This is a genomic window from Paenibacillus baekrokdamisoli, assembly GCF_003945345.1.
In the GTDB taxonomy this organism is placed as follows: Bacteria; Bacillota; Bacilli; order Paenibacillales; family Paenibacillaceae; genus Paenibacillus_Z; species Paenibacillus_Z baekrokdamisoli.
Map to the genome: position 1 here is coordinate 1,134,168 of NZ_AP019308.1, position 18,951 is coordinate 1,153,118.

Sequence of the window (18,951 nt, forward strand, 5' to 3'; positions counted from 1 at the left end):
GTTGTCACAATGAAACTGAATCAAATACCGGTTCGGCAGATGAAAGGCGTGAGCGCTCAGAAAGAACAGGAGCTTCACGCCTTTGGCATTCATACGATTGCGGATCTACTGGACTATTTTCCTTTTCGATATGAGGATTATCGCGTTAGAGGGCTAGCAGAAACGAAAAGCGGGGAAAAAGGGACTGTTCAAGGAACGATTGTTGGAAATCCGATCTTGCAGAGGTATGGACGCGCCAAAACACGACTAACTTGCAAAGTGGCCGTTGATGGCATTTTGTTAACAGCTGTTTGGTTCAATCGGCATTTTCTGCAGGATCAACTGACGCCTAGCCGTGAGATTATTCTCACGGGTAAATGGGAGCAGCAGCGTCTTCAGCTCACCGTATCGAGCTCCGAGTTTCCAGACAGCGCATCAGCAAGGGCAGGCACGCTTCAGCCAGTATATTCTGTAGGTGGGAGCATTACACAGTCTTGGATACGTAAAATAATCGGGTTAGCGCTTCAGCAATATGGTGCGATGATGGAAGAGATGCTGCCGGTAAGCCTAATAGATAAATATAAGCTAATGCCGCGCCGTGAGGCGGTTACTCGTATTCATCAGCCAGAAGATACGACAGAAGGACAAGCAGCAAGACGGAGACTCGTCTATGAGGAGCTCTTCTTATTCCAGCTGAAGCTGCAGGCTTATCGTTCTCTGAATCGTAAAAGGATGGATGGAACCGCTCATGTTGTGGATGCAGAGTCGATTCGGGTCTTTGTACGAACGCTGCCATTTGAGCTGACTGATTCCCAGAAGAAGGTCGTCAATGAAATACTAACTGATCTCCGTCAACCTTATTGCATGAATCGGCTGCTGCAGGGTGACGTTGGCTCGGGGAAGACCGTAGTAGCAGCGATAGCACTCTTTGCTGCTGTAAAGGCAGGTTTTCAAGGAGCGCTTATGGTTCCTACAGAAATACTTGCCGAGCAGCATTTGCGCTCGTTACAAAAGCTGTTTGCGGCTGCAGGATTGGAAGTAGGGCTATTAACTGGCAGCATGGGCGAGCGCAAAAGGCGTGATGTTCTGGCAGGATTGCAAATGGGACTGATTGACGTCATCGTTGGCACACATGCCATTATCCAAGAGGGTGTTAATTTTAGAAACTTAAGCCTTGTTGTAACGGATGAACAGCATCGATTTGGGGTTAATCAGCGCAGTATTCTTCGCCGCAAAGGATTGAATCCGGACGTCCTGACAATGACAGCAACACCTATCCCTAGGACGCTAGCGATTACGGCTTTTGGTGATTTGGATGTATCTACACTCCGTGAACGACCGCAAGGACGTAAGCCAATTAAGACCTACTGGGTTAAGCATGGCATGCTCGATCGTGTGCTTGGTTTTATTCGCCGAGAGGTAGATAATGGGCAGCAGGCGTATTTTATATGTCCACTCATTGAAGAGTCGGAGAAGTTAGATGTTCAGAATGCAATCGATTTACATATTCAGATCCAGCAGGCTTTTCCTGATATGCGAGTAGGTTTGCTCCATGGTCGATTATCGGCTTCTGAGAAAGATGAAACGATGGGGGCATTCGGTAGAAACGAAATTCATGTTCTTGTAGCGACTACGGTCGTTGAGGTCGGTGTGGACGTCCCGAATGCAACGCTTATGATCGTCATGGACGCGGAACGATTCGGGTTATCTCAGCTGCATCAGCTAAGAGGGCGCGTTGGCCGAGGAGCGCATCAATCCTATTGTGTCCTCATCGCGGATCCGAAGTCAGAGACAGGACGTGAGCGAATGAAGGTCATGACGGAGACAGAGGATGGCTTCGAGGTGGCAAGGCGAGATCTTGAGCTGCGCGGACCTGGTGATTTTTTTGGAACAAAGCAAAGTGGAGTTCCGGATTTCAAATTAGCTGATATGGCGGCGGATTTCGAAGTGCTGGAACAAGCACGAGAGGATGCTGCTGAACTAACGGCGAATGCTGATTTCTGGAAGGAAGCGGCTTATGCAAGGCTGAGAGAGATCCTGAAACAGGATCAACTTTTTCAAGGGGATTTATTGGACTAGTTTCTTTTCGGGGAATCATCGGCATATAGTACAACGGATGGTGTTCAAAAGCCAATACGGAGGTGCTGAGCCGATATGAGTTACACGAAATTTGGAATTAAGCCGGAGTTTGTTGAACGTGTGAAGTACAAGATGAAGAACCCCGTCACGAAGGATCGGATCAAACAAGTGACGAATGGATTAACCAAATATGATTTGCAGGATCGCGTAAAGGTGAAAAAGCTCATTCGAACGTCAGCAAGTATTTTGCAGGAAAATTTGACGGAATCTTCGGAAGATAAGCTCATCCAGTTCGTGCTAGCACAGCGAATTGATCCGAACAATACGCTGCATTTAATTAAATTATGGGCGATGTTCCGCTAATTAATTTTAATAATAAAGACCAGTCAGAACACGAAATAATGTGTTAGACTGGTTTTTGTTATGTTATATGATGCCGTTAGGTCACGAAAACAAAAGCGAAGCGGACGGAATCGTTCTGAAGAAGCGACAGCGTTCGCCTTTGTCTCCCGATTTCTACCCCTAAAGGATAGAATCAAGAAATAGGGAGACAACAGCGATCGTAAGAATGATCCGTTCGCGCAGCGGGCTTCTCCGCACCATGCTTCGTACGCTCATAAATATCGTTTTAATGCCTAGTTATCTAAACGAATGGGTTCGATACATGCAGCGTTATCATTTGCAACATTTCCTACAGCTGCCGCAACCGGGTATGCCTCAAGCAGCTGAGCAGGGAATGGCTTGAGTAAAGCATTCAAGTGCTGCTGGTCCTGTAACGAACGATCTAACCATATCGTTTCATTCTCTTGGCTCAATATGACAGGCATTCGGTTATGGATGGGTAGCATTAATTCATTTGGTTCTGTAGTGAGGATTGTACAAGTGCTTAGTTTATGGCCCTCTGGTGTTAACCAAGTATCATATAAGCCAGCCATACTAAAGAGGCTTCGGTCCCGTAGTGTGATTCGCATCGGTTGTTTTCCAACCTCATCTTTGCGCCATTCATAAAAGCCATCCGCAGGAATGATGCAGCGTTTCCGCCGAATAAGCTGTTTGAATGCAGGCTTGTCCCATACCGTTTCTGAGCGGGCATTGAGCATCTTGTTACTGATCTTCGGATCATCAGCCCACGAGGGAACAAGTCCCCATTTTAACTCGCCTAGCTTATTCTTCTCTCCATCACTGATAATGGCCATTATCATTTGACCTGGGGCAACATTATATTTGGGCTTATGGAAAGGAACAGTCGTTTCTCCAATCCAGTAGCGAAGCATGAGTTCCTCAAGGGATACTGTAATTGTATATCTGCCACACATGATAATCACATATCCTTCCCAGACTTGTCTTGGCTCCATTATACAATGACGAATGGGAAGCAAAAAGCGCTATTGTCCTTTTTTTCATATGGAATAGAGGTGGGTGAGGGCTAACCATTGTTAGGCTTGCCCATACTGAATCTATATGGGTGTGAAGGAGAATGAGTCATGCTGCGGAATTATGCATATTCAATCATCAAGTTTATCAAGAAAGGAATCAGAAGTATGGCGAAGCTTTCACATCAGCTGGTATTTCTGTGGACTAACAAACGGCGTGCTCACACTGCATCCGACCGATTGTCTGGAGATACGCTACCACTAGAGCTTCGTGTAGAGTCGGTTCAAGAGCTTGCCGCTCTGTATGCCTCTGAAGCTTCTTCTAAGGATGTACTTGGGGTTCAGCCAACGGATGACCTTGAGCGTTCGCTTATCTATCGAATCGAGCTTGAAACAGAGAAAGGAAATCGCAACAATGTAACGAGAACGGAAGCTTATCGTGCGTTGTATTTTCGTTGTCCAGAGCTTCATTGGTCGCTGCTGGCACATGTTGTGTCGCGAAACGGCGGATGGAACATGACAGATTTAAAAGGGGAGCTCCACCCGCGTTTGCTGCCAGCCGATCAAAGAGAAGCCATCTTTCTCCTCCTTGAGAGGGCGAATGCACTCATTTTTCAAGATGCTTATCCTCAATTGTTGTTGTATGAAGCAGGGAAGAAAGCAAGGCGAGATCTTTCTCATTTGCTGCCAGCCTTCGGTGTATCACGATTTATGAACCCAGTGTGGTCACAATTTGTAAAGCGAGGAGATTCAGCCCTTCTAACAACAGCGCTTATTGTGAATGAGCAGCATGTCATCGAAGGCAGAATCGTACAGGACCCCTACTATAAAGAGCATGTACTGGAAAAATTCATGTTTAAGCTGCAAGCACCGCTTCAAACTAACGCAGTCGTGATGCCATATGGATCGCAGATGGCTGGAGATATGAAGCTGGCAGGTCTTGTCTTGGAGGATTTCACTAATCTTCAAGAACGAATTGAGTTTGGCAAGAGGCTCTATGCCATTTTGTTTGGGGTACGTGAAGTGAGGGATGGTGCGCTTTCGTTCGTTCGTGCTGTTCATCATACAGGCTCCCGTGCGGATTATGCGCCACACCTTTTCATGAAGCAGCAAGCACGAATGAGCAAGCAAGCATCGTATAAGCAAAGGTTGTCGGGATGTCGACTCATGAAAGGGGCAATGCCGCTATATAGTCCAGAGTTATGCGGAGCTTGGAAGGATGTTCCGGTCAAGGCTGTATCAGGAGGGGATTGGTTCACAGATTGGGAAGAGGTCCAACCTTACTTTAAAGCTTTGCCGCTGCCGTCGGTTTTTGAAATTACGAATGAGCACTGCTTCATCTTGAATAAGATCGAGCTTGCTGTAATCGCAGGTCAACAATTAGGGGGCACGAACAAAAAGAAGCGTTGATAAAAAAAGGCAATCTTGAACGCTGCTACACGTTCTCGACTGCCGTTTGTCCGAGCATAAATACATATACTACACATAAATATACAATCATTAAGCTTTGCGATTCAGAAGCTCCCAACGATATACGTATTCGAAAAGGAATTCAAAGGCTTCTAAATGGCGCTTAGCTTCAAAGGCGTTTGCCCCCCAAGCATAGATACCATGCTTCCGAAGCATGATGCCGGGAATACGGGGATCAAGGCGTTCGGTTACTTCTGGAACAATACTTGGAATATGCGCGAAATTCGAGACAATGGGAATATCGATATGGGCTTCTTCATCCCAAATATTGAAAGCTTTGATAAGCTCCACACCATCAACAGGAATCGATTTGCGCTCCCAGAACAGCTCAGAAACAAGGCTGTTAAAAACCGTATGGATATGAAAGATAGCACCGCAGCCTGTTTGACGGTAGATCTCGCAGTGAATTAAAGTTTCCGCAGAGGGCTTCAGCTTAGTCAGCTCGCTTGGCTTTCCATCCTGATCGACGAATAGAAAATCCTCAGGTGTTGAGAGTGACTTATCCTTGCCGCTTGCGGTGATAGCAAAATCAAATTGTTCTGATGTGAAATCGCCAACGCGTATAGACAGGTTACCGCTAGTACCCGGAAACCAGCCGCGTGAGGCGAACAAGCTCTTCACTTCACTGAGCTCCGAAAGTACACTTTGCTTATCTTCTAATGAAATTTCCCCGAATGACATCGTTAATTCCCGGCCTCCTCTTGTTGTTTCATAACGTCAAGCACATCATGAAAGGTCTCAAATTCATAATAAGCTAGCCCAAGTTCCTTGCATTTCAAAGTAAGATGAGAGCGTGCAAAGACGATATCTGCGATCTTCGCCCCTTCAAAATCAGTAACGCTATCGCCGATCAGAATTCGTGTATAGGTATCAGCTGGGAAACGACGAATAATGGATGTCTTGCACATTCCACATTCGTTCGTACAATCCCCCTCACAAGCATGTGGCCACGTAATCTCGATCTGCTCACTTGTGAAATCACTGCCGTTGCAGTAGATATGGTCTAACTCAATATCGAATGGTGCTAGCAGGGGGTAGACGAAGAAGTCAATCCCGCCGCTTGTGACGTAGAACTCAACGTCGTTCTTTGCACAGTAATCAAGTAAATCCGTGAAACCGGCACGAATGCGTGCGTTCTTAATGGCATATTCGATTACTTCTTGTTTCTTCGACGAAGGCAGAAGCTGGAATAACTCACCGACGCCTTGACGAATCGATTTGCGCTGACCCACAATATCATTCACAATCGTTTCCCAGCCTGGTGGATTAAAGTGACGGATAATTGCAATGATGTTATCGTTCTCCGTAATTGTTCCGTCAAAATCACAAAAAATGACGCGCTTTTTCTCGGTGTTAGATGTCGTTTGTGATTGCTCGGTCATTCTTTGTACCCCCAGCTGTTTATCGCGGCTTGTAAAGCCTCGTTACCTGGCTGCGAAGCCGCCTCTGGTAATGAGATACCGGATAGAGTTGCAGTAATGGCTTGACGGAAAGCTTGTCCACCTGCCGCAGTACCGAGAGGATGGCCATGAATACCGCCTCCAGCATTGACGACAACATCCTGCCCAAAATCCCGTAATATAAGCGGGACTAGACCCGGATGGATCCCAGCTGATGGAACAGGGAAGCTCGCTTTAACAGGCAGCGCAGGATCAATAAGAGCAGCTTGAACAGCAAGATTCTCTTCCTTAGGCATAACGACGGAGCCGTATGGAGAAGGGAAGAGGACGAGATCAGCCCCAGCTAGACGCATTAGCTTGCCGAGCAGCAGGGGAGCTGCGATACCGTAATGTGGTGAAGGGTAAAAGGCGCCTGCAAGCGCGGGATGCGCGGCAATCGGCACTGAAATTTCAGGGTCGCTGCTTAATTCATGCAGCACATCATAGCCATAAGCAAGCACATTGAATAGTAGAGCGTTGGCGCCTGCTGCAATAGCAAGCTTGGCATTCGCTGCTAGCTTCGACGTAGAGCCTGTGAGGTTAACGGCGTAAAGCAGCTTCTGGCCGGTCTCAGCCTGTGCTTGCTCTGCTGCTTCCATACAGGCTTCAACACGTTTTTCCAGTGGCGTGAGCGGGTTCTCGAACAGGATTTCGTCGTCTTTGATAAGATCAACTCCACCGAGTGCTTGACGGTAGAACTGTTCACGTAGATTTGGCAGATCATGTCCAATGACGGATTTGAAAATACTCATTAGCAGCGGACGCTGCTCAATACCCAGCAGCTCTCTGACGCCTGTTATACCGAATTTAGGACCCGGAAATGCAGAAACGAATGCAGGGGAGAAGTCTAGATCGAGCAGCTTGATTCGTCCGTCCATCGAGAGCTTGCCAAATACAGTCACGAGCAGGGCAGGCAGGTCACGGCTAAAGTTGACATCTGGATAAGCAATAACAAGATCCGCATAACGTTCACCCGGTGCAGCATTCTCTGGCTCATATACCGTAACAGATAGTACACGGCCCAAATGTTTTTCCATCTCCGCTTTGCGCGCTTCTGGCAAGTCCGTCCAGCTGCCAACCGTTAGTCCTACAGCAATTCCTTGCGCCTTTTTATTGAAATCGGCTTTATCATCATGGCAGCGATAGGTTGCGATGCATACGGAATGACTCATGATTTCGCACTCCTTTCAATTTCAGCTCCCATTTCACCAGCTCGTTCTGCTGCGCGACCAATAGCTGTAATGATTGCTTTGGAAAAGTGATGAGAATCAAGGGTTTCAATCGCAGCTTGCGTCGTGCCGCCAGGAGAGGTTACTTTGCGCCTCAAGTCAGCCGGATTCTCGTTAGTAGCCTTCACCATATGAGCAGCACCAAGTACGGTTTGTATCGTCAGATCGCGAGCTGTGTCCTCTGATAATCCGAGTCCGCGACCTGCTTCGATCATCGCTTCCATCAAGTAGTAGACATAAGCCGGACCACTTCCAGATACGCCAGTTACAACATCAAGCAGGGGTTCTTCGACGATAGCTGTCAATCCAATCGACTGCAGAAGCTGCTCCGCAAGCAAACGCTGCGCCTCGGTGACAGAGCTTGAGAAGCTAATTCCTGTTGCACCTAATCCGATTGTGCTTGATGTGTTAGGCATGGTACGGATAATGGCATTCTGTTGATTAAGCAAAGCTGTAATTGTATCTATAGAAAGTCCTGCAACTAAGGATATTAGAAGCTGGTGCGGCTTAATAAGGCCGCGAAGCTGTTTGAGAGCTGTCGCTGCATCCTTGGGTTTCATCGCGAGAAAAATAATATCTGCCTCATGAAGCGTGCTCAGCTTCGATTGATCGTCGGCTGCAGCTCGAATACCGTAACGGGTAGTCAGCTCATCCAGCCGTGTCACATTTTGCCGATTCATGACACTGATTTGTCCGGGTTCGGTTAATCCACGGTCCAATATTCCGCGTACGAACGCCTCTGCCATGGACCCTGCGCCGTAAAAGCACAAACGGAGGGAGCTGATTTCTGGCATAACGCCAGATGCTGAGAGTTGAGTCATAATGAATTTTACCTCCTAAATTACATATGAAATAATCTTGAAACTCTAACTTGCGCAGCTATTAACCACGGATTTGCCCATTGCCGTATACTCTGAATTTTGTTGAAGTAAGAGCAGGGAGCCCCATTGGTCCGCGTGCATGCAGTTTCTGTGTACTGATACCAATCTCAGCACCGAATCCGAATTCAAATCCGTCCGTAAAGCGAGTAGAAGCATTATGGTACACAGCCGCAGCATCAACCTCCTGCAGGAAACGTTCGGCGTTTGCCTTGTCCTCGGTGACAATACATTCGGAATGCATGGTTCCGAACTTGCGAATATGATCAAGCGCCTCATCGAGGTTAGCGACGACGCGAACATTCAAAATATAATCATTATATTCGGTAGCAAAATCCTCATCTGTGACAGGTTTTGCTTCTGAAACCAGCTCAAGCGTCCGTGGGCACCCTCTGAGCTCAACATTTGCAGCTAGGAAACGATCTGCAATCACTCGAAGGTGAATCGCAGCGAAATCCTCATGAATGAGAAGCGTCTCCATCGAATTACAAACGGAAGGTCTTTGGACTCTTGCGTTAAAAGCAATATCCGAAGCCATTACAGCATCCGCACTAGCATCGATAAACGTATGGCAGATGCCAGCTCCTGTTTCAATGACCGGAACCGTTGCATTCTCCACAACATTACGGATGAGAGATGCGCCGCCTCGTGGAATAATCACGTCAAGCAGTCCGTTAAGTTTGAGCATCTCATCGACGGAGGATCGGCTTGGATCTTCGATTAATTGCAGCGCATCGGGTGGAAGATCAGTCTCGGCAAGTGCTTCACGTAAGACTTCTACAATGCGGCGGTTAGATTCAAGAGCAGCGGAACCCCCGCGTAGAACGATTGCATTCCCTGTCTTTAGGCATAAACCCGCAGCATCCACAGTTACGTTAGGACGAGCCTCGTAGATCATGCCAATAACACCAAGCGGCACCGATATCTTCTCGACACGAAGTCCATTCGGGCGATCGAAAGTCTCCATAAGAAGACCGACAGGGTCTGGCAAAAGCACGACTTCCCGCAAGCCTTCTGCGATATCATTAATTCGTTTCTGTGTTAGTGTCAAACGATCTAGCATGGATTCGCTAGTTCCATTCTCACGACCGCGTTTAATATCCAGTTCATTCGCAGCGACGATGGAAACATGTTCTTTCGTTAAGGCTTGGGCCATATGCAGAAGGGCATGATTCTTCTGTTCTGTTGTCAAACGACTCATTGTGGTAGCAGTTTGCTTAGCAAGAGATGCCTTGTCACGTACTTCACTCATTGATAATCTCTCCAATCTATAATTGTATATCTCACACTTCATTGCTTAAGACTTCAACGTAACCCACTCATCGCGATGGATAACTTCAATGCGTACAACTTCCATACGTCGCTTAACTTCCTCTGTGCTAAGTCCAGCAACGGCTTGAATCTGCCAGGCTTCATAGTTAACAACACCGCGTCCGAGAATTTGCTCCTGCTCGTTGATGACCTCAACGACATCACCAGAGTGAAAATCACCCTCGATTGATCGGATGCCCACCGGAAGAAGGCTTTTTCCGCCATCTAGCAATGCTCTTTGAGCACCTTCATCAACAACAATCCGTCCTTGAGGGAAGGAATGGAAGCCAAGCCACTGTTTCTTCATGGGCAGATTATGCATACTTGTATCAAAATAAGTGCCTTTTCCGATGCCGTCAACGGCGAGCTTCATGTCACCTGGTTCGCAAACACGACCGATAAAGGCGGGGATACCGCCGCGCATAGAAATGCGAGCAGCTTCGATCTTGGAGCGCATGCCGCCTGTTCCGACAGAAGAACCAGATCCTCCGGCGAAGCTCAGAATTTCATCGGAAATTTGATCAACACGTTCGATACGAACTGCGTTCGGATTATTGCGGGGATCTTCAGAATAAAGACCATCCATGTCGGTCAGAATAATAAGCCTCTTCGCCTTCACTAGATTAGCAACCAATGCGGATAACGTATCATTATCACCAAATTTCAGTTCATCGGTTGCAACCGTATCATTCTCGTTAATGATTGGTACAGCGCGTTGATGTAGAAGCTCTTCAACGGTCATTAGAGCATTTTGAATTCGTTTGCGATTGGAGAAGTCAGCCCGAGTAAGTAAAATTTGAGCTGCAGCGATCCCGCCCGATTCTCCAAAAGCAGCGAATGCTTCCTGATAAGCCTGCATGAGCAGTGCTTGCCCAACGGCTGCGGCCGCTTGCTTCTCGTGAATAAGCTTCGGTCTTGCAGCGTATCCAATTCGACGAAAGCCAGCGGCTACTGCACCAGACGTAACCAGTATAACTTGATACCCGGCTTCGTGCAGAGCAGCAAGCTCATTAGAGAAGAAGGAGATCCGTTCGCGGTTTATCCCGCCTTCATCAGAGGTAAGCGAGCTGCTGCCGATTTTGACTACTATCGTTTCCGTCATCGTCCTTCATTTTCCTTTCCCATGGCAAAATAAAAACACTTCCGCCCCTCAATAATAGAAAGGACGAAAGTGTTGTGACTTCCGCGGTACCACCTTTGTTAACAGCTATGATGCTTCGATAATCGAAGTCATGCCATTCCGCTTCATAAACCTGATAACAGCAGGCCGCTGTTCGGCTCATCGCCGACCGTTCCGGGATTGGTTTCTGCAGCAGTCACGGTAAATTCTTGCAGCCAGTGAATTTACTCTCTGTGCGCGACGTAAGCTAACGCATACTTGGCCCCATCAATACGTTAATTGTTTAATTGTCATTCATTTCATCAAGCATACCATGTTCCAACAAGTCATGTAAAGATAGCAGAGGTGTCAGAAAAGCTTGATTGAATTATCTTAGTATCAACGTAATTATCGTTATTATTTTAGCCAAACAAATGAAGCTTTCCGATACGTGTAATGGCTTCCTCTAGTCTTGCATCTGGGGCAAGAAGTCCAAGCCTAACATAGCCTTCGCCATGTTCTCCAAACCCAATCCCTGGAGCAACCACAACATCAGCCTGCTCAAGAACGATATCTGCAAAGGATGCAGAGGTGTGTCCTTTAGGGACAGGAAGCCAGCAGAAGAAAGATCCTCCTGGTCTTGCTGCTTCCCATCCGATCTGGGACATAGCGCCGAATAAAGTATTACGTCGTTTCTCATATGTAGCGGTTAATTCCTTCACACATTGCTGCGGACCTGTTAAGGCTGCAGCCGCTGCGGCTTGAATGCCACCAAACAAGCTGCAATAGTAATGATCTTGAATGAGATTAATGAGAGCGATGATTTCAGGATTTCCAAGAGCGAAGCCAACTCGCCATCCTGCCATGTTATAAGTCTTAGATAAAGTGTAGAATTCTACACCAACTTCCTTGGCTCCAGGAGTTTGTAGGAAGCTTACGGGTGGATTCCCATCAAAGCCGATAGCTCCATAAGCAAAATCACTAGCAACCACAATATTATGCTTTGCAGCAAATTCTACCGTCTGTGAGTAAAACTCCGTGTCTGCAACAGCACCAGTAGGATTATTAGGATAATTGATAAACATGAGCTTCGCTTGATCAGCTACAGTAGTCGATACAGCGCTATAATCTGGAAGGAAGCTGTTGTCTGCTGTTAGCGGCATATATTCCATTCTTCCACCAGCAAGCGCTACCCCAGACCAGTAATCCGGATAACCTGGATCGGGAACGAGACACACATCACCTGGATTAAGCAGACATTGACTGAGCTCGATTAAGCCTGTCTTTCCACCGAATAAAATAGCAACTTCCTTCTCAGGATCGAGATCCACATTGTAATCTTCCTTATATCGCTGCGCGACAGCTTCCTTTAGAAAAGGAAAACCGCTGAAAGGCGGATAACGATGGTAAAGAGGATTTGGCGCTGCTTCCTGCAGAGCTGTTACAATATGAGGAGGCGTTGGTTGATCGGGATTACCTTGTCCAAGATTAATGACATCCCTGCCCTTAGCGACCTGCGCATTCGCTTTGCGAACAAGTCCAGCAAAAAATTGCGTCGGCAAACCGGTCATCCGGCTTGCCGCGCTAATTTGAAAAGATTTCGTCTGATTCATATCTATCACTCCACATGCAGCAAAATTGGCTCCGATTAGAACTATGCCTAAAGTAAAATGTAGCATAATTAAGGAATGGGTGTCGAGTAAGAGCTGTGGAGGCTGTGGAGTGTCACATTCAGGCTTACTTGATGTCGAGTGATTTAAGGAATGGCTTGATATCCGCTTTAAATTCTAATAAATAAGGTTTACGATTCTCATCGAAGATTAGAAGCAGTTGGGCTTTTCCCGGACAATAAAATAGGAAAAGGTCAGAAGTTTGCACCGTCACTGTCCCAGCCTTCACTGCTGCAGGCTGGTCGAGTGGAATACGAAACACATATCCGCATTTGTCATTAACGCCTACTTTAGGGGATAGGCCGCTAACGGAACCGAGCCAACTTTTGGCATAGTCTTGATATTCTTTGCTGTTTGGTGCTGTTTTGATTACTTTGCCAGCATTTACGTCGAAAACCTGGATCTGACGCTGCTGACTGGTTCCATCGTCATGCGCTTTAGCACCTGCTGCAGTAGGAAGCAGTAAGCAGAAGGCAATGGCGAGCATGGCGATTAATTTCATTCTCATCAGTTTGTCTCCTCCGGTAGTTGTAAGATGGGTTCCTCCATACGTTGCCCATCTTGACAGCGAACCATGAGACGTTATTATTAGGAAAACAGCTAGGAGGCATGCCCGTTATGAAAAACACCCTTCGACTCGCTTTAATCCAGATGCATGTAGATGCGGGAAATCCCGATGCTAATTTCGAAAGATTGGCAGCAAAATTAAACGAAGCTGTTCAAGGTCCAGTCAAGCCAGACCTTATCATGCTGCCGGAAATGTGGAATACTGGCTATGCACTTGAACAGATAAATGAGCTTGCTGATGAAGAAGGTGAGCGGACAAAGAAGCTTCTGTCTGCATTCAGCTTTAAGCATCAGGTGCAAATTGTTGCTGGATCAATTGCGGAGAAGCGCAAGGATGGCGTATATAATACGATATTTGCTTTTGATGAGCAGGGAGAAATTCATGCTGATTACTCCAAAATTCATTTATTCCGTCTCATGGATGAAGAGAAGCATCTTCAATCGGGTGAGAAGCTAGGGGAACTTCATATATCTGGTATTGAAGCTGGAATGATGATTTGCTATGACATTCGATTCCCAGAGCTTGCACGGAAACTGGCGCTTAATGGAGCGAAAATGCTCTTTGTTCCGGCACAATGGCCCAATCCGAGACTTCACCACTGGCGGACGCTGCTTATGGCTAGAGCAATTGAGAATCAAATGTTCGTCATTGCCTGCAACCGATGCGGCACCAGTAGCAGCAGTACATTCTTCGGTCATTCGATGATTCTTGACCCGTGGGGAGAGATCATCGCAGAGGCTGGTGAAGGCGAGGAAATCTTGCGTGCCGAGATTGATCTATCCTTAGTGGATACGGTCCGCGCTAAGATACCTGTATTTGAAGATCGACGTCCGAACTTCTATTGAAATTCTATAAACTGTAACTTGCCTTTGGATTAGGAATCAAAATCACTGACTGTATTTTTCATCGTTTCAATAAATGCTTCGGCCGCCTTCGAGAGATAGCGGCCTTTGCGGCTTGCGATAACAAGTGTCCGCGAAGGTACTGGAGCAGCAAAAGGCAGATAGATCGGGATAAATTCACTCCATTTGGCACGTGTCATCATCTTAGGTACAAAAGCAATGCCCATTCCTGCTGCTACCAGGGATTGAACGGTCTCAATATTGGAGCTTTCAAAAACAATTCGTGGTTCAAAGCCTGCGCTGCTGCACAATTCAATAGCGATTTGACGGAAGCCCTGCCCTTTCTTCAAAACGATAAAGGGCTCACTTGCCAGATCAGCGATTCGTACGGGCTCATTCGTCTTTACAAGCGGATGCTCCGGAGGGACGGCCAAGCATATTTCTTCATCAATGATAGGAACCCACTCCAGCGATGGATCTTCAAGCGGAAGTGAAAGAAGGCTTAAATCGGTCTGGCCACTAGCTGTAAGCTGTTCTAGGCGGGAGGAACTATCCTCAACGAGGACCACTTCAATCTCGGGATATAGCTTACCGAATACAGGTAATACGAGCGGAAGTACATGGGAGCCTGTTATTGGAAGACTGCCTACCACTAGCTTTCCCTTGCGCATGTGGGCGAGGTCGTCGAGTTCTTGCTTCAACTGTTCAATATTGTCGAGAATGCCTTGTGCCTTGGCAACAAATACAGAGCCTGCATGTGTAAGCTCAACCGAATTAGTCGTCCTGCGAAAAAGAAGCACACCAATTTCCTTCTCCAGCTTAGAGAGCTGTTGGCTTAAAGAGGGCTGAGCGATATGCAGTTTTTCTGCGGCACGTGAGAAATTTTTTTCTTTGGCTATTTGGATAACATATTGTAATTGTCGGAATTCCATGCGTAGTGCTCCCTTTTTCCATTTATTTTCCTCTATTGGGTGTCATAGGCCATACCTATTGCTTTTATAGATATTATATCTTGGATCAATGAAGAAAGAAATGCTATGATGAACACATCGATTAGCAGGTCTGAATGATAGAACTTAATCTTATGAGGTGATACCAATGACAAAAAGAACAATGTTTGAGAAAATTTGGGACAATCACGTCATTCATTCCGAGGAAGGCAAACCGAGCGTAATTTACATCGATTTGCAACTCGTACATGAAGTGACGTCTCCGCAAGCGTTTGAAGGACTGCGCTTGTCTGGTCGTAAAGTACGTCGTCCTGATTTAACATTCGCAACCATGGACCATAACGTACCAACGAAAGACCGCTTCAACATCACAGATCCAATCTCGAAGCAGCAAATTGATACGTTAACTCAAAACTGTAAGGACTTTGGTGTTACTTTGTTTGATCTAGACAGTATCGATCAAGGTGTTGTACACGTTATGGGACCTGAGCTTGGATTGACTCATCCAGGCAAAACCATTGTTTGTGGTGACAGCCATACTTCTACGCATGGCGCATTCGGCTCACTTGCCTTCGGTATTGGTACTTCCGAGGTTGAGCACGTAATGGCAACGCAATGTCTACAACAATCCAAAGCAAAAACAATGGAAATCCGCTTCATCGGAAGCCGCAAGCCTGGCGTAACGGCTAAAGATATGATTCTTGGCGTTATTGCTCAGAATGGTACTGACTTTGGTACTGGCTACGTTATGGAATTTACAGGCGAAGCTATTCGCTCACTTACTATGGAAGAGCGTATGACCGTTTGTAATATGTCGATTGAAGCTGGCGCACGCGCTGGACTTATCGCACCAGACGAAACGACTTTCGACTACTTGCGTGGACGTGAATATGCACCGCAAGGCGAAGCATATGATCGGGCAGTTGCAATCTGGAAAGAGCTTCCTACTGATGAAGGCGCAGCTTACGATACAGTTATTGAATTCGACGTTGACACGTTGATTCCACAAGTTACCTGGGGAACTAGCCCTGGTATGGGTACAGACATCACGAAAAATGTACCTGTTCCTTCTGAGCTGCCAACAGAAAACGAACGTAAAGCAGCTGAGAAAGCACTAGAATATATGGGTCTTACACCGGGTACGCCAATGAGCGAAATTCCAATCGATTATGTGTTCATCGGTTCTTGCACAAACGGTCGTATCGAGGATCTTCGCGCTGCAGCAGAAATTGCTAGAGGCTACACAGTTAGCGATCGTGTTACAGCTATCGTTGTTCCTGGATCGGGTCGCGTTAAGATTCAAGCTGAGAAAGAAGGGCTTGACCAAATCTTCACAGAGGCTGGATTCGAATGGCGCGATGCTGGCTGCTCGATGTGCCTAGCGATGAACCCAGACGTGTTGAAGCCTGGTCAACGCTGCGCATCGACTTCCAACCGTAACTTCGAAGGCCGCCAAGGTCGTGATGGACGTACGCATTTGGTTTCCCCTGCAATGGCAGCAGCTGCTGCAATCATGGGTAAATTCACGGATGTTCGTGATTGGAAGATCAAAACTGAAGTGTTGAACTAAAGAACGAAAGATTCGAGAGGAGTTACATGAAATGGAAGAGTTTAAACAACTAACCGGTCTCGTTGCACCAGTAGACCGCGTAAATGTCGATACAGATGCAATTATTCCTAAACAGTTTCTAAAGCGTATTGAACGGAGCGGCTTTGGCCAGTTCTTATTCTTCGAATGGCGCTGGGATGAGAAGGGGAATGTAATCTCCGACTTTAGCTTGAATCAGCCGCGCTACCAAGGCGCTGAGGTTCTTGTCTCTCGTGCTAACTTTGGCTGTGGATCTTCACGTGAGCATGCTCCATGGGCGATCTTGGATTATGGCTTCAAAGTCATTATTGCACCTTCGTACGCTGATATTTTCTACAATAACTGCTTTAAAAACGGTATCCTGCCAATTCGTCTTAGCGAAGAGCAGGTTGAAGATTTGTTTAAGCGTACAACTGCAACTGAAGGCTATAAACTGACTATTGACCTAGAGAACAAAAAAATTACGGATAACGCTGGTCTTGAGATTGCATTTGATCTGGATGAGCATCGCCGCCAGTTCTTGCTTCAAGGTCTAGATGATATCGGTTTGACCCTTCAGCACGAAGACAAAATCACGGCTTATGAAGCTAGCCGAGTTGCTTATTAATTCATAAGGTAGCAATCGAAAAGGCCCCTGAATTCAGGGCCTTTTTTGCGTTAAAGATTATCATCCGACATAGCTGCAAAAAATGTATGATTGTTGCATATTAGAGTAACAAATTTCCTTAATATGCAACTTTTTCTGATAGATTTCGTCTAATATTCGTCTGAAGCATCAGCTTGTTCGAAATGCTCGAGACGAATAATCTGTCATCGAGGTGAAAGATGAAGAAGTTTGTAGCCATTGTTATGCTGTTGTCGTTGTTAATTTCTTTGTTCCCAGGTGATGCGGGGGCTGCAGCCGCACCTAAACTCTATTTGGATGGAAAGCAGCTGCAAACGACCACAGATCCACAGATTGTCGGTCAGTCGACACTTGTGCCGATACGTACGATTACAGAAGGACTAGGTTTTGATGTGCAATGGTCTTCGCCAAACGTGAATATTACGAATGGAACGACTAGCATGGTTCTAACACTTGGCAGTAAGACGGCAATTGTAAATGATCGTGAGGTCGCATTGGAAGCCCCCGCAACTGCAAGCAAGGCAACAACCTTGGTACCTCTAAGATTCGTCAGTGAACAGCTTGGGCTCAATGTACTTTGGGACGGTCCTTCTAATTCGGTGTATCTTGTTAAGAAACCAGCAATAGTGATACCTCCTGATGTTTCGCCAGGAACTGGAACGGACGGCTCTAATGGTAATGGTAATGGTAATGGTAATGGTAATGGTAATGGTAATGGTAATGGTTCAGGAACAGATAATAGTGGTACTGGAAATGGCACAGACGGAAACAATAATTCGGGAACTACGCCGACAGATCCAGGTAATCAGACCGCAACCGCAGCATTGAAGTCTATTGAATTCGATGGAGTAGGAAGCGTATTCCTACCGTATGATGGAGACTTTGGCAGCGTGAAGACACAAGTGCTTCATAGTCCAGAGCGTATTGTCGTTGATCTGCCCTACATGAACTTTGACGCAGCTTTTAGCTCAGGATACTCGAATACGAATACGAATACTAAGCTAGGCGAAATAAGCATTGAAACGCATCCTTCTCTTCAAAAAATTCGTTATTCCTATTTTTCGGACAAGCCTGCAACCGTTCGTGTTGTACTTGACATGGCTGTTGCAACTAATTTCCAAGTTTCCAATGAGAATCATACGGTTCGTATTGATCTATTGGAGGTGACAGGTCCTATAGACGTGCCTACACCGGATAAACCAGAAACACCAGGAACAGGAGTTTATAAGATTGTTCTTGATGCTGGACATGGTGGTAAAGACCCGGGTGCCCAAGCTATTGATGGGCGTCATGAGAAGCAGTACAACCTTGAAATAACACTTAAAGTGAAAGCGCTCTTGGATAAGGAACAGAGAATAAAGCCTTATCTAATTCGATCTGATGATACTTTCTTTGAACTCGATGAACGCGCCAAAATAGCAAATGACATGAAAGCAGACTTATTCATTTCCTTTCATGCTAATAAATGGGACAAAGACTCATCTGTAAATGGAACAGAAACGTATTACTATAGCGATAGCAGCAAAGCATTCGCGGATATTGTACATAAGCATTTAATTGTTGGTACAGGACTGGTTGATCGCAAAGTGAAAAAAGCGGGGTTTGTTGTTATTAAGAAAACAACGATGCCAGCTATTCTTCTCGAAAGCGGGTTTTTGTCTAATAAAGGGGATTTAGCAGTTCTCTTTGATGATGAAAAGCAAAATAAAATCGCAGCCGAGATCGTTGCGGGTATTAAAGAATATTTGAAATTAACTTAGGAGAGTGCCAATGAAACGTCAGATGCTTTTCGATTGTTGATTATTCTCTCAGCAGTACTTATTCTAAACTTGAATGCTTGTGAGAAAGCTT

At 46.2% G+C, this 18,951-nt stretch carries 18 protein-coding genes; 7 read left to right on the forward strand and 11 right to left on the reverse strand.

The window, feature by feature from the left end; all coding sequences use genetic code 11:
* Positions 1-9 precede the first annotated feature (9 nt).
* Together recG and EKN16_RS04900 are read left to right on the forward strand one after the other, a co-directional pair.
* The gene (gene recG / locus EKN16_RS04895; protein ID WP_125654159.1) at positions 10-2,058 is read left to right on the forward strand and encodes an ATP-dependent DNA helicase RecG; all 2,049 of its coding nucleotides are present in this window, start codon (positions 10-12) and stop codon (positions 2,056-2,058) included.
* Positions 2,059-2,133: 75 nt separating this feature from the next.
* Positions 2,134-2,421 carry a stage VI sporulation protein F gene (locus EKN16_RS04900; RefSeq protein ID WP_125654161.1) on the forward strand — a complete coding sequence of 96 codons (288 nt, stop codon included), beginning with the start codon at positions 2,134-2,136 and terminating at the stop codon, positions 2,419-2,421.
* A 272-nt stretch (positions 2,422-2,693) separates the two neighbouring features.
* Here the strand turns inward: EKN16_RS04900 and EKN16_RS04905 are convergent, their stop codons facing one another.
* On the reverse strand, positions 2,694-3,374 hold the full coding sequence (locus tag EKN16_RS04905) for an SOS response-associated peptidase (protein ID WP_125665860.1): 681 nt from the start codon (positions 3,372-3,374) through the stop codon (positions 2,694-2,696).
* A gap of 168 nt (positions 3,375-3,542) precedes the next feature.
* On the opposite strand from EKN16_RS04905, the gene EKN16_RS04910 reads away from it, so the two are divergent.
* Positions 3,543-4,841 carry a DUF2515 family protein gene (locus EKN16_RS04910; RefSeq protein ID WP_232016223.1) on the forward strand — a complete coding sequence of 433 codons (1,299 nt, stop codon included), beginning with the start codon at positions 3,543-3,545 and terminating at the stop codon, positions 4,839-4,841.
* A 90-nt stretch (positions 4,842-4,931) separates the two neighbouring features.
* On the opposite strand, the gene mtnB is transcribed toward EKN16_RS04910, so the two are convergent.
* The 9 genes from mtnB to EKN16_RS04950 all read right to left on the reverse strand — a co-directional run bounded on the left by mtnB (position 4,932) and on the right by EKN16_RS04950 (position 13,035).
* Positions 4,932-5,582, reverse strand: a complete 651-nt coding sequence (gene mtnB, locus EKN16_RS04915; RefSeq protein ID WP_125654163.1) for a methylthioribulose 1-phosphate dehydratase — start codon at positions 5,580-5,582, stop codon at positions 4,932-4,934.
* A gap of 2 nt (positions 5,583-5,584) precedes the next feature.
* Positions 5,585-6,283 (reverse strand): 2-hydroxy-3-keto-5-methylthiopentenyl-1-phosphate phosphatase, encoded by a 699-nt coding sequence (locus EKN16_RS04920; RefSeq protein ID WP_125654165.1) that lies wholly within the window; start codon positions 6,281-6,283, stop codon positions 5,585-5,587.
* The gene (locus EKN16_RS04925; protein ID WP_125654167.1) at positions 6,280-7,512 is read right to left on the reverse strand and encodes a 2,3-diketo-5-methylthiopentyl-1-phosphate enolase; all 1,233 of its coding nucleotides are present in this window, start codon (positions 7,510-7,512) and stop codon (positions 6,280-6,282) included. Before EKN16_RS04925 ends, EKN16_RS04920 begins: the two co-directional genes overlap by 4 nt.
* Positions 7,509-8,390 carry a pyrroline-5-carboxylate reductase gene (proC, locus tag EKN16_RS04930; protein ID WP_125654169.1) on the reverse strand — a complete coding sequence of 294 codons (882 nt, stop codon included), beginning with the start codon at positions 8,388-8,390 and terminating at the stop codon, positions 7,509-7,511. Before proC ends, EKN16_RS04925 begins: the two co-directional genes overlap by 4 nt.
* Positions 8,391-8,451: 61 nt before the next feature.
* A complete protein-coding gene (locus tag EKN16_RS04935) occupies positions 8,452-9,699 on the reverse strand; it encodes a glutamate-5-semialdehyde dehydrogenase (RefSeq protein WP_125654171.1) in 1,248 nt (415 codons plus the stop codon).
* 45 nt (positions 9,700-9,744) lie between these two features.
* Positions 9,745-10,860, reverse strand: coding sequence for a glutamate 5-kinase (gene proB / locus EKN16_RS04940; protein WP_125654173.1), 1,116 nt, complete (start codon positions 10,858-10,860; stop codon positions 9,745-9,747).
* A complete protein-coding gene (locus EKN16_RS32085; RefSeq protein ID WP_164522678.1) occupies positions 10,811-11,041 on the reverse strand; it encodes a hypothetical protein in 231 nt (76 codons plus the stop codon). Before EKN16_RS32085 ends, proB begins: the two co-directional genes overlap by 50 nt.
* Before the next feature lie 238 nt (positions 11,042-11,279).
* A complete protein-coding gene (locus EKN16_RS04945) occupies positions 11,280-12,470 on the reverse strand; it encodes a pyridoxal phosphate-dependent aminotransferase (RefSeq protein WP_125654174.1) in 1,191 nt (396 codons plus the stop codon).
* Between the two features lie 124 nt (positions 12,471-12,594).
* A complete protein-coding gene (locus tag EKN16_RS04950) occupies positions 12,595-13,035 on the reverse strand; it encodes a hypothetical protein (protein ID WP_125654176.1) in 441 nt (146 codons plus the stop codon).
* Between the two features lie 110 nt (positions 13,036-13,145).
* Between EKN16_RS04950 and EKN16_RS04955 the strand changes: the two genes are divergently transcribed.
* The gene (locus EKN16_RS04955) at positions 13,146-13,940 is read left to right on the forward strand and encodes a carbon-nitrogen family hydrolase (RefSeq protein ID WP_125654178.1); all 795 of its coding nucleotides are present in this window, start codon (positions 13,146-13,148) and stop codon (positions 13,938-13,940) included.
* Positions 13,941-13,969: 29 nt separating this feature from the next.
* On the opposite strand, the gene EKN16_RS04960 is transcribed toward EKN16_RS04955, so the two are convergent.
* Positions 13,970-14,869: a LysR family transcriptional regulator gene (locus EKN16_RS04960; RefSeq protein ID WP_125654180.1), complete on the reverse strand. Its 900-nt coding sequence runs from the start codon at positions 14,867-14,869 to the stop codon at positions 13,970-13,972.
* A gap of 166 nt (positions 14,870-15,035) precedes the next feature.
* Between EKN16_RS04960 and leuC the strand changes: the two genes are divergently transcribed.
* The 3 genes from leuC to EKN16_RS04975 all read left to right on the forward strand — a co-directional run bounded on the left by leuC (position 15,036) and on the right by EKN16_RS04975 (position 18,860).
* Entirely contained in the window at positions 15,036-16,457 is a 1,422-nt protein-coding gene (leuC, locus tag EKN16_RS04965) for a 3-isopropylmalate dehydratase large subunit (protein WP_125654182.1), read from the forward strand.
* 31 nt (positions 16,458-16,488) lie between these two features.
* A complete protein-coding gene (gene leuD / locus EKN16_RS04970) occupies positions 16,489-17,082 on the forward strand; it encodes a 3-isopropylmalate dehydratase small subunit (RefSeq protein ID WP_125654184.1) in 594 nt (197 codons plus the stop codon).
* 218 nt (positions 17,083-17,300) lie between these two features.
* On the forward strand, positions 17,301-18,860 hold the full coding sequence (locus tag EKN16_RS04975) for an N-acetylmuramoyl-L-alanine amidase (RefSeq protein ID WP_125654186.1): 1,560 nt from the start codon (positions 17,301-17,303) through the stop codon (positions 18,858-18,860).
* The last annotated feature ends 91 nt before the right edge of the window (positions 18,861-18,951 follow it).

What these genes read in the sequence shown, in the direction of transcription:
- recG (WP_125654159.1), top strand. Translation starts at nt 10, where the DNA reads ATGAAACTGAATCAAATACCGGTTCGGCAGATGAAAGGCGTGAGCGCT.
- EKN16_RS04900 (WP_125654161.1), top strand. Translation starts at nt 2,134, where the DNA reads ATGAGTTACACGAAATTTGGAATTAAGCCGGAGTTTGTTGAACGTGTG.
- EKN16_RS04905 (WP_125665860.1), bottom strand. Translation starts at nt 3,374, where the DNA reads ATGTGTGGCAGATATACAATTACAGTATCCCTTGAGGAACTCATGCTT.
- EKN16_RS04910 (WP_232016223.1), top strand. Translation starts at nt 3,543, where the DNA reads ATGCTGCGGAATTATGCATATTCAATCATCAAGTTTATCAAGAAAGGA.
- mtnB (WP_125654163.1), bottom strand. Translation starts at nt 5,582, where the DNA reads ATGTCATTCGGGGAAATTTCATTAGAAGATAAGCAAAGTGTACTTTCG.
- EKN16_RS04920 (WP_125654165.1), bottom strand. Translation starts at nt 6,283, where the DNA reads ATGACCGAGCAATCACAAACGACATCTAACACCGAGAAAAAGCGCGTC.
- EKN16_RS04925 (WP_125654167.1), bottom strand. Translation starts at nt 7,512, where the DNA reads ATGAGTCATTCCGTATGCATCGCAACCTATCGCTGCCATGATGATAAA.
- proC (WP_125654169.1), bottom strand. Translation starts at nt 8,390, where the DNA reads ATGACTCAACTCTCAGCATCTGGCGTTATGCCAGAAATCAGCTCCCTC.
- EKN16_RS04935 (WP_125654171.1), bottom strand. Translation starts at nt 9,699, where the DNA reads ATGAGTGAAGTACGTGACAAGGCATCTCTTGCTAAGCAAACTGCTACC.
- proB (WP_125654173.1), bottom strand. Translation starts at nt 10,860, where the DNA reads ATGACGGAAACGATAGTAGTCAAAATCGGCAGCAGCTCGCTTACCTCT.
- EKN16_RS32085 (WP_164522678.1), bottom strand. Translation starts at nt 11,041, where the DNA reads ATGAGCCGAACAGCGGCCTGCTGTTATCAGGTTTATGAAGCGGAATGG.
- EKN16_RS04945 (WP_125654174.1), bottom strand. Translation starts at nt 12,470, where the DNA reads ATGAATCAGACGAAATCTTTTCAAATTAGCGCGGCAAGCCGGATGACC.
- EKN16_RS04950 (WP_125654176.1), bottom strand. Translation starts at nt 13,035, where the DNA reads ATGAGAATGAAATTAATCGCCATGCTCGCCATTGCCTTCTGCTTACTG.
- EKN16_RS04955 (WP_125654178.1), top strand. Translation starts at nt 13,146, where the DNA reads ATGAAAAACACCCTTCGACTCGCTTTAATCCAGATGCATGTAGATGCG.
- EKN16_RS04960 (WP_125654180.1), bottom strand. Translation starts at nt 14,869, where the DNA reads ATGGAATTCCGACAATTACAATATGTTATCCAAATAGCCAAAGAAAAA.
- leuC (WP_125654182.1), top strand. Translation starts at nt 15,036, where the DNA reads ATGACAAAAAGAACAATGTTTGAGAAAATTTGGGACAATCACGTCATT.
- leuD (WP_125654184.1), top strand. Translation starts at nt 16,489, where the DNA reads ATGGAAGAGTTTAAACAACTAACCGGTCTCGTTGCACCAGTAGACCGC.
- EKN16_RS04975 (WP_125654186.1), top strand. Translation starts at nt 17,301, where the DNA reads ATGAAGAAGTTTGTAGCCATTGTTATGCTGTTGTCGTTGTTAATTTCT.